The 14,137-nt window shown below is 61.2% G+C and carries 10 protein-coding genes; 8 read left to right on the forward strand and 2 right to left on the reverse strand.

The genetic code is table 11. From position 1 onward, the window contains the following. Positions 1–376: 376 nt before the first annotated feature. The 8 genes from Q0T48_RS15715 to Q0T48_RS15750 all read left to right on the forward strand — a co-directional run bounded on the left by Q0T48_RS15715 (position 377) and on the right by Q0T48_RS15750 (position 11,875). Complete coding sequence (locus tag Q0T48_RS15715; RefSeq protein ID WP_295957868.1) at positions 377–1,642, forward strand: acetate kinase; 1,266 nt, start codon at positions 377–379, stop codon at positions 1,640–1,642. 35 nt (positions 1,643–1,677) lie between these two features. Further along, the gene (locus tag Q0T48_RS15720) at positions 1,678–2,994 is read left to right on the forward strand and encodes a sigma-54 dependent transcriptional regulator (RefSeq protein WP_295957869.1); all 1,317 of its coding nucleotides are present in this window, start codon (positions 1,678–1,680) and stop codon (positions 2,992–2,994) included. 165 nt (positions 2,995–3,159) lie between these two features. After that, the gene (gene hrpA, locus Q0T48_RS15725) at positions 3,160–7,041 is read left to right on the forward strand and encodes an ATP-dependent RNA helicase HrpA (RefSeq protein ID WP_295957872.1); all 3,882 of its coding nucleotides are present in this window, start codon (positions 3,160–3,162) and stop codon (positions 7,039–7,041) included. A gap of 171 nt (positions 7,042–7,212) precedes the next feature. After that, positions 7,213–7,848, forward strand: coding sequence for a DUF2239 family protein (locus tag Q0T48_RS15730; RefSeq protein WP_295957875.1), 636 nt, complete (start codon positions 7,213–7,215; stop codon positions 7,846–7,848). Next, on the forward strand, positions 7,845–9,218 hold the full coding sequence (locus tag Q0T48_RS15735) for an MATE family efflux transporter (protein ID WP_295957878.1): 1,374 nt from the start codon (positions 7,845–7,847) through the stop codon (positions 9,216–9,218). The genes Q0T48_RS15730 and Q0T48_RS15735 overlap by 4 nt, the downstream gene beginning before the upstream one ends. Before the next feature lie 91 nt (positions 9,219–9,309). Further along, positions 9,310–10,098 (forward strand): ABC transporter substrate-binding protein, encoded by a 789-nt coding sequence (locus tag Q0T48_RS15740; RefSeq protein WP_295957881.1) that lies wholly within the window; start codon positions 9,310–9,312, stop codon positions 10,096–10,098. Positions 10,099–10,352: 254 nt separating this feature from the next. Next, positions 10,353–11,123, forward strand: a complete 771-nt coding sequence (locus Q0T48_RS15745; protein WP_295957885.1) for a 3-hydroxybutyrate dehydrogenase — start codon at positions 10,353–10,355, stop codon at positions 11,121–11,123. Between the two features lie 14 nt (positions 11,124–11,137). Beyond that, positions 11,138–11,875, forward strand: coding sequence for an acetoacetate decarboxylase (locus tag Q0T48_RS15750; protein WP_295957888.1), 738 nt, complete (start codon positions 11,138–11,140; stop codon positions 11,873–11,875). 106 nt (positions 11,876–11,981) lie between these two features. Here Q0T48_RS15750 and Q0T48_RS15755 read toward each other — a convergent pair whose 3' ends face one another. After that, positions 11,982–13,139 carry a pyridoxal phosphate-dependent aminotransferase gene (locus Q0T48_RS15755; protein WP_295957891.1) on the reverse strand — a complete coding sequence of 386 codons (1,158 nt, stop codon included), beginning with the start codon at positions 13,137–13,139 and terminating at the stop codon, positions 11,982–11,984. Positions 13,140–13,157: 18 nt separating this feature from the next. Next, the gene (locus Q0T48_RS15760) at positions 13,158–14,099 is read right to left on the reverse strand and encodes a CysB family HTH-type transcriptional regulator (protein WP_295957894.1); all 942 of its coding nucleotides are present in this window, start codon (positions 14,097–14,099) and stop codon (positions 13,158–13,160) included. Between the last annotated feature and the right edge of the window lie 38 nt (positions 14,100–14,137).

Below are 14,137 nucleotides of genomic sequence, written 5' to 3' on the forward strand. Positions count from 1 at the left end.
ACTACACGTTGATACGTTTGGCGTTGGTTTTCGACCGAAAGTAAGCATGCCTATGGTGTTTTTTGCATGTTCATTCTTGGCACTGCCGTTTCTACTTGTCACATTCTTGTGACAGTGATCCGTGGGTTTTTAACGCCACTGAGGCATGCAATTTAGGTGAGTCCAAGGCAGATCTGCGTCTGTGCTGCCAGTGAATACACCCACATGAATTCAAAAAACTGCATCAATTGTGTGACATCAAAGTACAAATTATTTTTTACGTACAGTTTCAATTTAGTTATGTTTTGAGTGCTAAGATTTTTCGCAACAATGCAAAATACTTTCAAGAAAAAGTAAGGCTCTGCCGCCTTGAGCCTTGATACCAAGGAGTCATTCCATGAAAGCACTCTGCCAAGATCGGCCGTTGTTGTTTTTGGCTTGTTCATCAATGGTGTTGTCCTGCATGGGGGCCAACGCGCAGGAGGTGCCGCTGGCCCCCAGCGTTGACCAAAGGATCGAGGCATTGCAGCAGTTGGTGGCGGAGCAAGGGCGGCAGATTGAAGCCCTGCGCCAGCAGGTGGCCAGCCAGTCGGGTGCTACCAACCCTGAAAGGGCGGCAAACGATAGCCCGCAACCCCCCAACAATGCCACCGCCGAGGGTTCCACACAGGCGGTGCGTGTTGGTGTGGCACCCAGCGAGGACACGCAGACTCCCAAGCTGGCCCAGTTATTCGACCAGCCGGGCATCCTGACGCCGCGAGGCCACTACGTTTTTGAACCGTCATTGCAGTACGGATATTCATCGAGTAACCGGGTGGCCCTGGTGGGCTACACCATTATTCCCGCCTTGCTGATTGGTCTGATTGATGTGCGGGAGGTAAAAAGCCATGTGGCGACGATGGCGTTAGCGGGCCGCTGGGGGATTACAAATCGCCTGGAAGGGGAGGTGAAAATTCCCTATGTGTACCGTTCCGACTCGACGGTCAGCCGCGAGATATTCACGGGCTCCGCTTCAGACAGCGTCTTCAATAACAGCGGCAAGGCGGTCGGCGATGTAGAGGTGGCAGTCCGTTATCAATTGAACCAACCCCAGAACGACTTTCCCTTCATGATCGGCTCGCTGCGGTTCAAGTCCCGTACCGGCAAAGACCCATTTGAGGTGGTGACAGATTGCGTCACCCGATGCGTGGGCAACACCACGGGCACAGGTCTTCCGATGGAGTTGCCCACAGGTTCTGGCTTTTATTCCCTGCAAACCGGCCTGACCTGGTTGATGCCATCCGACCCTGCCGTGTTTTTTGGCAGTTTCAATTACACCCACAATTTCGGCCGTAGTGATGTCTACCGCACGGTGTTGAGCGGGGAGCGCGAGTTCCTTGGTTCTATCAAGCCAGGCGACGTGCTGGGCATCAACTTTGGTGTCGGACTGGCGATCAATGAGCACTCTACTTTCAGCGTCGGCGTAGACATGAGCTCCATAGGCCGCACCCGCCAGAATGGCATACCGGTGGCGGGTTCGGTACGTACGCAATTGTCGTCCTTGCTGCTGGGCTACTCCTACCGCATCAGCCCTAAGACCACCGTGAATGTGGCCGTGGCGGCAGGGCTGACGCCCGACACGCCGAATATGACCTTGACTGTCAGGATTCCCATATCTTTCTAGCAAGGTTCACTATGTTGGTTCGGGGCATCCTATGTGTGAATTTGGGAGGTGATGGGCATGCCATCAACGACCATCTGACAAACGTCGGCTGGTCGCCCACGCAGGTTGCAGATCTACCAGCGGCCCAACGGATCCAGGCCCAGAAGCGTTTTCAAGTCGGCCTGCTGATCACGGGTACGGAGCCTACGGTGTCCGATGCTGCATTGGAAGCCTGCGTCAAGGCCTCCCGTGGGACCGAATGGGTAGCCGTGTGTGCCCCCCAGGCGCTGGAGTCCTCAGGTTTCCGGGATCTGGTTTTGGGCTTCTTCTTTATTTACCAGACTTTGCCGCTGGACTGTTCTGCCTTGGGATGGTTTCTGGACCACGCGGAGCAGCGTGCCATGCTGCGGCAACGCTATTACGCTCCAATGCACTCGGTCGGAGCCCTTGGCATGGTGGGGCACGGGGCGGCCATCACGCATTTGCGCCAGCAGATCCGAAAGGTGGCCATGACGGCGGCCCCCGTGCTGATCGGTGGTGAAAGCGGTAGTGGCAAAGAGTTGGCGGCGCAAGCCATACACAGGTGTTCGCGGCGCTCTGCCGGGCCGTTTGTTGCGGTTAATTGTGGAGCCATTTCACCGTCACTCATCCATTCGGAGTTGTTCGGCCATGAGCGAGGTGCGTTTACGGGTGCGTCGGCACAGCACAGTGGACTGATTGAGGCCGCCAATGGGGGCACTATTTTTTTGGATGAAATCGGTGATTTACCGCTGGAGCTGCAAACCAATCTGCTGCGCTTTCTGCAGGAAAAAACGATTAACCGCGTGGGCGCCGTACGCAGCTTAACGGTAGATGTCCGTGTGGTCGCGGCATCCCACATCGACCTTGCCGAAGCTGTGTTGAAGGGGCGGTTCCGGGAGGATCTGTACTACCGCTTGAACGTATTGCCCATCGAGGTCCCGCCGCTACGTGGCCGCATCGAGGACGTGCCGGAGCTGGCCGAGCATTTCTTGCGCTGCTGCATTAATGAAGGCAGTACCCGTGTTGATGGTTTTCGCCGGTCGGCCATCGCGGCCATGCAGGCACACCATTGGCCGGGTAATGTGCGGGAACTGCACAACCGGGTAAGGCGTGCGGTAGTAATGGCCGACCAGCGCTTGATCGGGTCGGCCGACCTGGGGTTGACGGCAGCAGAAAAAACCGAAAGTCTTGGTTTGGATGCTGTCCGAACGGTTGCCGAACGCGATGCCATCAGCCTGGCCCTTGCGCGCGTGGGACACAACGTCACGCTGGCGGCGCGCGAATTGGGTGTTTCACGGATGACCCTTTACCGCTTGATGGACAAACACAGCATTGCGCAGTGCGGGCAATAGCCTGCGACAGCGGTCAGCGCTAGAAAACCCCCAAGGACCTGCGTGCTAAATAGCCAATGGACGCGCAGCGTGGCCGCAACGGGAGTTTCGGGGTCTGCTTGATGTACGGATAACAAATGTGTGAAGTGGCGAATCGGCACCAGCGCACCCGGATAATCCCCCGATATGTTGAAAATCGAGTTCCCCGAATCCCTGCCCGTATCCGCCAAGCGCGACGAGATCATGGAGGCCATTGCGCAGCACCAGGTTGTCATTGTTTGCGGCGAAACCGGCTCCGGTAAAACCACGCAGTTGCCCAAAATCGCCCTGGCCATGGGGCGCGGCAAGCTGAACCATCCCGGCGCACGCGGCCACCTCATCGGCCACACCCAGCCACGGCGGATTGCCGCCAGTTCGGTGGCCAAGCGGATTGCCGAAGAGCTAAAAACCCCGCTGGGCGATGTGGTGGGTTTCAAGGTGCGCTTCCAGGACCGGCTGGGGCGCGATGCCTCGGTGAAGCTGATGACCGACGGCATTTTGCTGGCCGAGACGCAGACCGACCCTTTGCTGCAGGCCTACGACACGCTGATCATCGACGAGGCGCACGAGCGCAGCCTGAACATCGACTTTTTGCTGGGCTACCTGCGCCAGATCCTGCCGCGCAGGCCGGATCTGAAGGTCATCGTCACCTCGGCCACCATCGACGCGGACAGGTTTTCCAAACACTTTGAATCGCGCCAGGGCCCCGCGCCGGTGATCATGGTGTCGGGCCGGATGTTCCCGGTGGAACAGCGGTACCGGCCCTTCGAGGAAAGCCGTGAATACGGGCTGAACGACGCGATTGCCGATGGCGTGGACGAGCTGTGGCGCGACCCGCACAACGCGGGCGATATCCTGATCTTTTTGCCCGGCGAGCGCGAAATCCGCGAAGCCGCCGACCACCTGCGCAAGCACGTAAGCCACCAGCCGCTGTACCGCAGCGCCGAGGTGCTGCCGCTGTTTGCCCGCCTGAGCCCCGCCGAGCAGGACCGCATTTTTGACAACCACGGCGACCGCCGCATCGTGCTGGCTACCAACGTGGCCGAAACCTCCCTCACCGTCCCAGGCACTAGATACGTCATTGACGCAGGTACGGCGCGCATCAAGCGCTATTCATTCCGCAGCAAGGTGGAGCAACTGCTGGTGGAGCCGGTCAGCCAGTCTTCGGCCAACCAGCGCGCCGGGCGCTGCGGGCGGGTGGCCAACGGCATCTGCATCCGGCTGTACGACGAGGTGGATTTCAATGGCCGCCCGCGCTTTACCGACCCCGAAATCCTGCGCAGTTCCCTTGCGGGCGTGATCTTGCGCATGAAGTCGTTGCACCTGGGCGTGGTGGACGACTTTCCTTTTCTGGAGCGCCCCTCCAGCCGCGCGATTGCCGACGGCTACCAACTCCTTAACGAGCTGGGCGCGGTGGACGATGTGAACGAGCTCACCGGCATGGGCAAAGAGCTGGCCAAGCTGCCGCTCGACCCCCGCGTGGGCCGCATGATTCTGGAAGCCCGTGACCGGCAGGCGCTGGACGAGGTGCTGGTGATCGCCAGCGCCCTGAGCGTGCAGGACGTGCGCGACCGCCCCATGGACATGCAGGCCCAGGCCGACCAGGCGCACGCCAAGTTTGACGACGACCGTAGCGAATTCAGTGGCTATTTAAATTTGTGGAAGTGGATCAACGATGCACGGGGCGGGGAGGGTGCGCACAAACTCAGCAATCGCCAGTACGAGCAGTTGTTGCGGCAAAACTTCGTCAATATCCGCCGCGTGCGCGAGTGGCGCGACATTTACAGCCAGCTGCACACCGTGGTGGCCGAGCACAAATGGCGCTTGAACGCGGCCCCGGCCAGCTACGAGCAAATCCATTTGTCCATGCTGTCCGGCCTGCTGGGCAACATTGGCTGGAAGACCGAAGGGGACGAAGTCGCGCAGACCGAGTACCTGGGCGCGCGTGGCATCAAGTTCCACCGCCACCCCGGGGCGCACCTGCGCAAGAAGCCGGGCCGCTGGATCGTGGTGGCCGAGCTGGTGGAAACCACGCGCCTGTTTGGCCGCGGCATTGCGGGCATCGAGCCGCAGTGGGTAGAGCAGGTGGCCGGCCATTTGCTCAAAAAGCAGTTGCTCGACCCGCACTGGGAAAAGAAGGCCAGCGAGGTCACCGCGCTGGAGCGGGCCACGCTGTACGGCATCGTGATCTACAGCGGCCGCCGCGCCAACTTTGGCCGCGTGGACCCGGTGGGGGCACGCGAGATCTTCATTCGCGAAGCCCTGGTGCAGGGCCAGTGGGACTGCAAGTTCCCGTTTCTGGAGGCCAACCTCAAGCTCATCAAACTGGTGGAAGACCTGGAGCACAAAGCCCGCAGGCAAGACGTGCTGGTGGACGACGAGCTGATCTACGCTTTCTACGACCAGCAACTGCCCGCCGATGTGTATGGCGGCGCTAGCTTCGAGCGCTGGTACAAGGAAGCGCTGCAGCACAACCCCAAGCTCCTGCTGCTGACCCGCGAGGAGCTGATGCGCCACGAGGCGGCGGGCATCACCACCCAGTCGTTCCCCAAGACCATCCGCCTGGGCGGTGTGGACTGCGCGGCCACCTATTTGCACGAGCCGGGCGATGCCAAAGACGGCCTGACCGTGACCGTGCCGCTGTTCGTGCTGAACCAGGTGAACGACGAACGCTGCGAATGGCTGGTGCCCGGCATGCTCAAAGACAAGGTGCAGGCGCTGATCAAAACCCTGCACCAGCGCCCGCGCTCGCGTCTGGTGCCGTTGCCCGAAACCGCCCGCACCATGGCCGAGACGTTGAACACGCCCGAGATATTCGGCCAGGGCCCGCTGGTCGATGCGGTGCTGAAGCTGGTGCGTGCCGCCACTTCGCTGGACATCGCCCGCGCCGACATCAAGGCCGACATGCTCAGCCCGCACATGTTCATGCACTTCCGCGTGGTGGACGAGCATGGCCGCCAGCTGGGCACGGGCCGCAACCTGGGCGCGCTGAAGGCCGAGCTGGGCGCGCAGGCGCGCGGGGCCTTCCAGGCGCTGGCAGGTTTGAAGATGGCCCAAAATGCCGCCGCGCCCATTCTTAAGAAAAATCAGCCTCTAGCCCATACAGAATATACACAAGTAGCTATTAAAATAGTAGCTAAGCCTGCTGCCCCCGACAACCAGCGCTACACCGCCTGGACCTTCGGTGAGCTGCCCGAGCTGCTGGAAATCCAGAAGGGCGGCCAGACGCTGATTGGCTACCCCGGCCTGATCGACGCGGGGGATGCCGTCACCATCGAGGTCTTCGACGAGCCCGAAGTAGCGGCAGCCAAGCACCGCGCAGGCCTGCGCCGCCTGTTCTCGCTGCAAATCAAGGATGCGCTGAAGTACCTGGAAAAGAACATCCCCGACCTGCAAAAAATGGCCGTGGTCTACATGCAGGTGGGCAAAAACGCCGACGGCTCGGGCGGCGGCACCATCGAGGAGCTGCGCGCGCAAATCATCGACGTGGCGCTGGACCGCGCCTTTTTGCTCGACCCGCTGCCCACCGACGAGTTCGCCTTCAAGCGCCGCATCGACGAAGGCCGGGGCCGCCTGACCCTGATCGCCAACGAGGTGGCGCGCCTGGCACTGACGGTATTGACCGAGTACGGCACCGCCGCCCGCAAGATCAAGGACACCAAGAACGCCCCCGAGGCCACGGCGGATGCCGCCCAGCAGCTGGCCCGCCTGATTCCCAAGCGCTTTTTGGCCAGCACCCCGTGGCCCGCGCTGCAGCACACCGCCCGCTACCTCAAGGCCATCACCGCTCGGTTGGACAAGTACCGCGCCGACCCGGCGCGCGATGCCGCCCGCATGCTGGAGCTGCGCCCGCAAGAGCAGCGCTACTGGCGGCTGGTGGCCGAGCGCAAGGGCGTGGCGGATGCCCGCATGCAGGAATTCCGCTGGCTGCTGGAAGAGCTGCGTGTGAGCTTCTTCGCGCAGGAGTTGAAAACCCCGCAACCCATCAGCGTCAAACGGCTGGACAAAGCCTGGGCGCAGTTGGGCTAGGGTGCTACTGTTTTAAGAGCTGCTTGTGCTGGTGGGATGAGCGCTAGCGGCTTATTTTTTATAAATTTCACCAGCCCGGTGTAAAAAGTCTAAATATTTTTACCCGGGTTTAACTTGTGCCTTGTTATATCCGGGTAGAATTAGTTTATTATTTTTAACCCGGATAAAACTATGGCTTGGTTGGACACACTCTGTACCGCCTTTGAAGGCGAGTACTGCATCGCCAGAGGCCCCCTGCGCGACGTGGCCCCGCGCGCCAAGGCGGCGGCCGACCTGGCGGCAGACAGCTCGGCACCGCTGCCCTTGCTGGTCTTCGCGGATGCCAGCAGCGAGACCATCGAGCTGGACTGGCGCAGCACGCTGGACGTGTTTACGGCGCGGCTGGAGCGGCAGGCGCAAGCGCTGGATGCCTTGGCCCCGCCCGAACCCATGGACGTACCTGCACCCGATACCGACGCACCGCGCGGCCCTGGCCGCCCCAAGCTGGGCGTGGTAGCCCGCGAGGTCACGCTGCTGCCGCGCCATTGGGAGTGGTTGGCCACGCAGCCGGGCGGGGCATCGGTGGCATTGCGCAAACTGGTGGAGCTGGCGCAGCGCCAGTCGCAGGCCCAAGACCAGGTACGGCGCACTACCGAGGTGGCGTACAAATTCATGTCCACCATGGCGGGCCACCTGCCGGGCTTTGAAGAGGCCAGCCGGGCGCTGTTTGCCCATGACCTGGCCGGGTTCATCGCACGGATCGCCGACTGGCCGGTCGACGTGCAGGCCCATCTGCACAACATCCTGGCCGAGGCGTGGCAGGCATGAACCGCGTACTGTCTACCGCTGCCGCCCCTGTGCCCAAGCCGCTGTGGAAGGTGTACCTGGCGTTTCTGGTGCCCATGATTGCCAGCAACTTTCTGCAGGCGCTGTCGGGCACCGTCAACAACATCTACCTGGGCCAGATGCTGGGCGTGGGGGCGATGGCCTCGGTGTCGGCGTTCTTTCCGGTGCTGTTTTTCCTGATCGCTTTCATGATCGGCCTTGGGGCCGGCGCCGCCGTGCTGATCGGCCAGGCCTGGGGTGCCAAGGACCTGGAGCGCGTCAAGGCGGTGGCGGGCACCACGCTGATGGTGGGTGTCTGCGCCGGGCTGGTGGTGGCGGTGTTTGGCGGCGGCTTCACCCCCGGCCTGCTGCGCGCTTTAGCCACCCCGGCAGACATCCTGCCCGGTGCGGTGGCCTACGCTCGGGTGATGTTGGTGGCGGCACCGGCAGTGTTTACCTTCTTGCTGGTCACCTCCATGCTGCGCGGCGTGGGCGACACCACCACACCGTTGAAAACGCTGTTGATCTCCACGGCCATCGGTCTGCTGGTCACGCCCGCGCTGATCCGTGGCTGGGGCGGCTTGCCGCAAATGGGTGTGGCCAGCGGTGCCTACGCCGCGGGCCTTGGATTTGTGGTGGCTATGGCCTGGACGGCCTGGTCGCTGCGCCGCGCCGGGCATGTGTTGGCGCCCAACGCTAGCTTCTGGCCGCACTTGCGCATCGACCGGGCCATTCTGGCCAAGGTGTTGCGCATTGGTCTGCCGACGGGGTTGTCGATGATCACTATCTCCATCGCAGAAATCGCCGTGCTGTTTCTGGTGAACCGCTTTGGTTCGCAGGCTACGGCGGCGTATGGCGCGGTGAACCAGATCGTGTCGTACGTGCAGTTTCCGGCCATCTCGATCGCCATCACCGCGTCCATCCTGGGAGCCCAGGCGATTGGTGCCGGGCGTGGCCATACCTTGGGGCAGATTGCCCGCACCGGCATCTGGCTCAACCTGCTGCTGACCGGTGCGCTGGTGCTGCTGGGCTATGTGTTTTCGCGCAGCATTCTGGGGTTGTTCATCACCGACGGGCAGGTGGTGGATATGGCGCAAACGCTGCTGCACATCATGCTGTGGAGCAGTGTGGTGATGGGGATGTCAATGGTGCTGTCGGGCCTGATGCGCGCCAGCGGCACCGTGCTGGTGCCTACGCTGCTGACCATGCTGGCGATTGCCGGGGTGGAGATTCCTGTGGCTTGGGTGCTGAGCGGCATCTACGGCCTGAACGGCATTTGGGCGGCCTACCCGGTGGCATTTTTGGCCATGCTGGCCATGCAAACCGCGTACTACCGGTTGGTGTGGCGCAAAAAGCCCATCCACGCGCTGTGAAGTCGGCGTACCCGCACGGGGCATGAAATTGCCGTAGATCGGGGGGCAGCCGCTTTACATTGGACTCTTCTGACCTTATAGGGGGCGATAAATGTTGCAACGCTTCTGCGCCGCCATGGCATTGGCATCCAGCATGGCTGTTGCGGCAGCAGATGGACCGCTCTGCCCCGACCACCCGATCCGCTTTGCCTTCTTTGAGATGGGGGCGCTCTACAGCCGGGGCGTGGGTATCGACAAAGACCTGGTCGAGGCGCTGCAAAAGCGCTCGGGCTGCACGTTTTCGGCGGCGGTCCAGCCCCGGGCCCGCACCTGGCTGGAGCTGGAGCGGGGTAATCTGGACATGACCGCATCCGCCCTGAGCACGCCCGCCCGCGAGAAGTTCACCTGGTTTGCCGACTACTTTGTAGACCGCAACAGCCTGTTACTGCGTACCGAGCTACCCGCAACCGTGTTGTCGTTGGCGGATCTGGTGGCCGACAATCGCGTCCGCTTGGGTGTGGTGCGCGGCTTTGTGCACGGCGCGGGGCTGGATGTATTGGTAGCGGAATTGCGCAGCCAGGGGCGACTGGAGGAGGTGGAGGATCAAGAGACGTTGTACCGCATGCTGGCGGTGCGGCGCTTTGACGCCATCTTTGGCTACCCCTATGTATACGTCCAGTACCTGGACCAGAACCAGATCGGCGACAAGGTCCGGGCGGTGGAATTGACGACGCTGCCCACCACCCGCAACTACCTGGCCTTGTCGCGCAAGGCGTTTACCCAGTCGCAGGCGCAGCGTTGGCAGGAATTGCTCAACACCATGCGCGCCGACGGCAGCTTGCAGGCTATTTTCCAAAAGCACCTAGGCTCCGCGGCGGCGCACACGATGCTGAAATACTAGTCAAATTGGCATGTAGCGCATGTATTACCTACACGAGTAGCTATCAAAATAGGTATTGATGAGCAGGAAGGGTTAGGGTGGTTCGGTATGAAAATTGCGTCTTCTTATGTGCCAAAGACACCGGTCGCCCAAAATGTTACAAACCTTCTGCCGTGCGCGAAGTAATGCAAAGAATATTTTTGTATGCAGCCTGGTAAGGCGCATGGCACTATAGTTTCCCTAGATTCATTTTTCTCAACCACAGGATTATTCTCATGCTGAACGGAAAAACTGCACTCGTCACCGGCTCCACAAGCGGTATCGGTCTGGGCATCGCACTCGAACTCGCCAAGCAAGGCGCGAACATTATCTTGAATGGCTTTGGCGACCACACCGGCCCCAAGGCTGAGGTCGAGGCACTGGGTGTCAAGGTAGGTTACAGCGGTGCCGACATGAGCAAGCCTGCCGAGATTGCTGCCATGATTGCCTACGCCGATGCCGAGTTCGGCGGCGTGGATATTCTGGTCAATAACGCCGGCATCCAGTACGTGGCACCGATTGAAGAGTTTCCGATTGAAAAGTGGGATTCCATCATCGCCATCAACCTGAGCGCGGCTTTCCACGCGACACGCCTGGTGATTCCGGGCATGCGTGCCAAAAACTGGGGCCGCGTGATCAGCATTGCGTCCGCCCATGGCCTGGTCGGTTCGGCCCAAAAAGTGGCTTATGTGGCCGCCAAGCACGGCATCGTGGGCATGACCAAGGTGGTGGCCCTGGAAACCGCCCAGACCGGCATCACCGTCAACGCTATTTGCCCCGGCTGGGTACACACCCCGCTGGTGCAAAAGCAGATCGAGGACCGCGCGGCGGCTGAAAAAATGACAGTTGAGCAAGCCACCAAAGAACTGCTGCAAGAAAAAGAACCTTCGTTGCAATTCACTACCGTCGAACAACTGGGTGGCCTGGCCGTGTTCATGTGTTCCCCCGCGGCCGACAACATCCGGGGCGTGGCCTGGGCGGCAGATGGCGGCTGGACCGCCCAGTAAGGCGCAACAGCACCATGAAAATCGAAGACGTGCGCGCCAAGGCATTCGCCATGCCGCTGACCAACCCCTCGTTCCCCCGGCCACCGTACCGGTTTTACAACCGCGAATACATCGTCATCACCTACCGCACCGACCCCGCTGCGCTGGCGGCGGTGGTGCCCGAGCCGCTGGTGGTGACCGACAACATCGTCAAATACGAGTTCATCCGCATGCCGGACTCCACCGGCTTTGGCGACTACACCGAGTCGGGACAGGTGATACCGGTCAGCTTCAACGGTGACCACGGCGGCTATGTGCACTCCATGTACTTGGACGACGATGCGCCCATCGCTGGGGGCCGCGAGCTCTGGGGTTTCCCCAAAAAGCTGGCTAGCCCCAAGATAACCCACGAGGGTGAGGTGCTGGTGGGCACGCTGGACTGCCGCAGCATCCGCTGCGCCACCGCCACCATGGGCTACAAGCACCAAATTGCCGACAAGGACGCGGTGCTCAAGTCCATGCTGGCCCCCAACTACATGCTGAAGATCATTCCGCACGTCGACGGCGGCCCGCGCATTCTGGAGCTGGTGCGCTACTACCTGGAAGACATCCAGGTCAAAGGTGCCTGGACCGGCCCCGCCGCGCTGGAGCTGTTCCAGCACGTGACGGTGGACGTGGCCAAGCTACCGGTCCTGGAGGTGATTTCGGCCATCCATTACGTGGCAGACCTGACGCTTGGCATGGGCGAAGTCGTGCACGACTATTTGGCCTGATTTGGGGTTTTGAGGGTCATTTTTAGACCCTCTAATCGACCTCTAGCGTAGATATTACCTGCGCTGTGTGCTCTTGTTTTTGATGAAAAAACAGGAGCATTTTTATTTACAGCCTGGCCAGCCGCCCCAGCGCCGCCTGCAGGGTTTCATCCTTTTTGGCAAAGCAAAACCGCACCACGCGCTGGTCGAAGCCGTTGCCGTAAAAGGCCGATAGCGGAATGGCGGCCACGCCGATTTCCTTCGTCAGCCACTGGCAGAAGTCGGCCTCGCCCAGGTCGCTCACCTCGGAAATGTCTACGCACTGGAAGTAGCTGCCTTCGCTGGGCAGCAACTTGAATTTGGTGGTGGCCAGGCCGGCGCGGAACAGGTCGCGTTTGCGCTGGTAGAAGGCGGGCAGCTCCAGATACGGTGTGGGGTCGGCCAAGTAGCGGGCCAAGCCGTGCTGTACAGGGGTGTTGACGGTGAACACGTTGAACTGGTGTACCTTGCGGAATTCGGCCATCAGCGGGGCGGGGGCCACCACGGTGCCGATTTTCCAGCCGGTTACGTGGAATGTCTTGCCAAAGCTGCTGACGATGAAGGTGCGCGCGGCCAGGCCGGGGTAACGGGCGGCGCTTTCGTGCTGGCGGCCGTCGAAGACCATGTGCTCGTAGACCTCGTCGCTGATCAGCAGCACCTCGGTGGGCTCCAGCAGGTCTTGCAGCGCCAGCATGTCCGCCCGCGACCAGATAGTGGCGCTGGGGTTGTGCGGCGAGTTGATAAGGATGGCGCGGGTCTTGGGCGTGATGGCCGCGGCGATCTTGTCGAAGTCGGGGCGGAACGTGCGGGGTGTCAGCGGCACCCGCACCGCCGTGCCACCGGCCAGTTCGATGTTAGGCACGTAGCTGTCGTAGCAGGGCTCCAGCACGATGACTTCGTCACCCGGGCGTACGACGGCCAGGATGGCGGTGATGATGCCCTGGGTGGCACCCGCGGTGATGGTGATTTCGGTCGTTGCTCTATATTTGCGGGCGTGGAGTGCTTCAATTTTTGCAGCAACGGCCTCGCGCAGTGCCGGGATGCCGGGCATGGGCGGGTACTGGTTCAGACCCTGCTGCATGGCCTCGGTCACTGCCTGGACCAAAGCGGGGGCGCAGTTGAAATCCGGGAAGCCTTGGCCCAGGTTCACCGCGTTGTGCTCGGTGGCCAGGGCCGACATCACGGTGAAGATGGTGGTGCCGACGGCGGGGAGTTTGGTCTCGATGTGGGGGGTACGTGGGTTCATGTCAAAGCTCACAGTCCGTTATAGCTCGTAGTCGTTTACGTGGCCGCTCATCGCCTGCGCCACCAGGTTGCGGTCCAGCCGGTCGCTCAGCAACTCGGCAAACTTGAAGACAAAATTACGCAAATAGGCGCTGCGTTTGAAGGCCACGCGGGCGATATTGGTGCCGAACAAGATCCCGGCGGGGCGGGAGATCAGGTCGGAATTGACATCGTCGCGCACCGCCATTTCGGCCACGATGCCGATGCCCAGGCCCAGGCGCACATAGGTCTTGATCACGTCCGAGTCGATGGCTTCCAGCGCGATGCGGGGTACCAGCTTGCGGGAGGCAAAAGCCTGGTCGATCTTGGTGCGGCCCGTGAACGACGGGTGGTAGGTAATTATGGGTTCCTGGGCAATATCCTCCAGCGTGAGGCGCTCTTTTTTTGCGAGCGGATGGTTGGCCGGAAAGACGATCACGTGCTGCCATTCGTAGCAGGGCAGGGTGACCAGTTCGGTGTAGTTGGCCAGCGATTCGGTGGCAATGCCGATTTCGGCCACTTCGTCGATCAGCATGCGGGCCACCTGGTCGGGTGCGCCTTGGTGCAGGCTCACATTCACCTTGGGGTAGGCCTCACGCAGCTTGGCCACCGGCACCGGCAGCACATAGCGCGCTTGGGTGTGGGTGGTGGCGATCGACAGGGTGCCGCTGTCTTGCGCGCTGAATTGTTCGCCGATGCGCTTCAGATTGCCGACTTCGCGCATGATGACCTCGATGCTGCTGAGCACGTGCTGGCCGGGTTCGGTGATGCGTTTGAGGCGCTTGCCGTGGCGGGCAAAAATTTCCACACCCAGCTCTTCCTCTAGCTCGATGATGGCTTTGGAGACGCCGGGCTGGGAGGTGTGCAGGGCTTTGGCGGCCTCGGTCAGGTTGAGGCCGCGCCGGGCGGCTTCCTGGACAAAGCGGAATTGGTGTAGGTTCATATCGAATTTCAGCAAATTATGAAATTCATTATGCCTTA

Source organism: Rhodoferax sp. (assembly GCF_025354435.1).
Taxonomy (GTDB): Bacteria; Pseudomonadota; Gammaproteobacteria; order Burkholderiales; family Burkholderiaceae_C; genus Rhodoferax_B.

What these genes read in the sequence shown, in the direction of transcription:
- Q0T48_RS15745 (WP_295957885.1), top strand. Translation starts at nt 10,353, where the DNA reads ATGCTGAACGGAAAAACTGCACTCGTCACCGGCTCCACAAGCGGTATC.
- Q0T48_RS15750 (WP_295957888.1), top strand. Translation starts at nt 11,138, where the DNA reads ATGAAAATCGAAGACGTGCGCGCCAAGGCATTCGCCATGCCGCTGACC.
- Q0T48_RS15735 (WP_295957878.1), top strand. Translation starts at nt 7,845, where the DNA reads ATGAACCGCGTACTGTCTACCGCTGCCGCCCCTGTGCCCAAGCCGCTG.
- Q0T48_RS15730 (WP_295957875.1), top strand. Translation starts at nt 7,213, where the DNA reads ATGGCTTGGTTGGACACACTCTGTACCGCCTTTGAAGGCGAGTACTGC.
- Q0T48_RS15740 (WP_295957881.1), top strand. Translation starts at nt 9,310, where the DNA reads ATGTTGCAACGCTTCTGCGCCGCCATGGCATTGGCATCCAGCATGGCT.
- hrpA (WP_295957872.1), top strand. Translation starts at nt 3,160, where the DNA reads ATGTTGAAAATCGAGTTCCCCGAATCCCTGCCCGTATCCGCCAAGCGC.
- Q0T48_RS15755 (WP_295957891.1), bottom strand. Translation starts at nt 13,139, where the DNA reads ATGAACCCACGTACCCCCCACATCGAGACCAAACTCCCCGCCGTCGGC.
- Q0T48_RS15760 (WP_295957894.1), bottom strand. Translation starts at nt 14,099, where the DNA reads ATGAACCTACACCAATTCCGCTTTGTCCAGGAAGCCGCCCGGCGCGGC.
- Q0T48_RS15715 (WP_295957868.1), top strand. Translation starts at nt 377, where the DNA reads ATGAAAGCACTCTGCCAAGATCGGCCGTTGTTGTTTTTGGCTTGTTCA.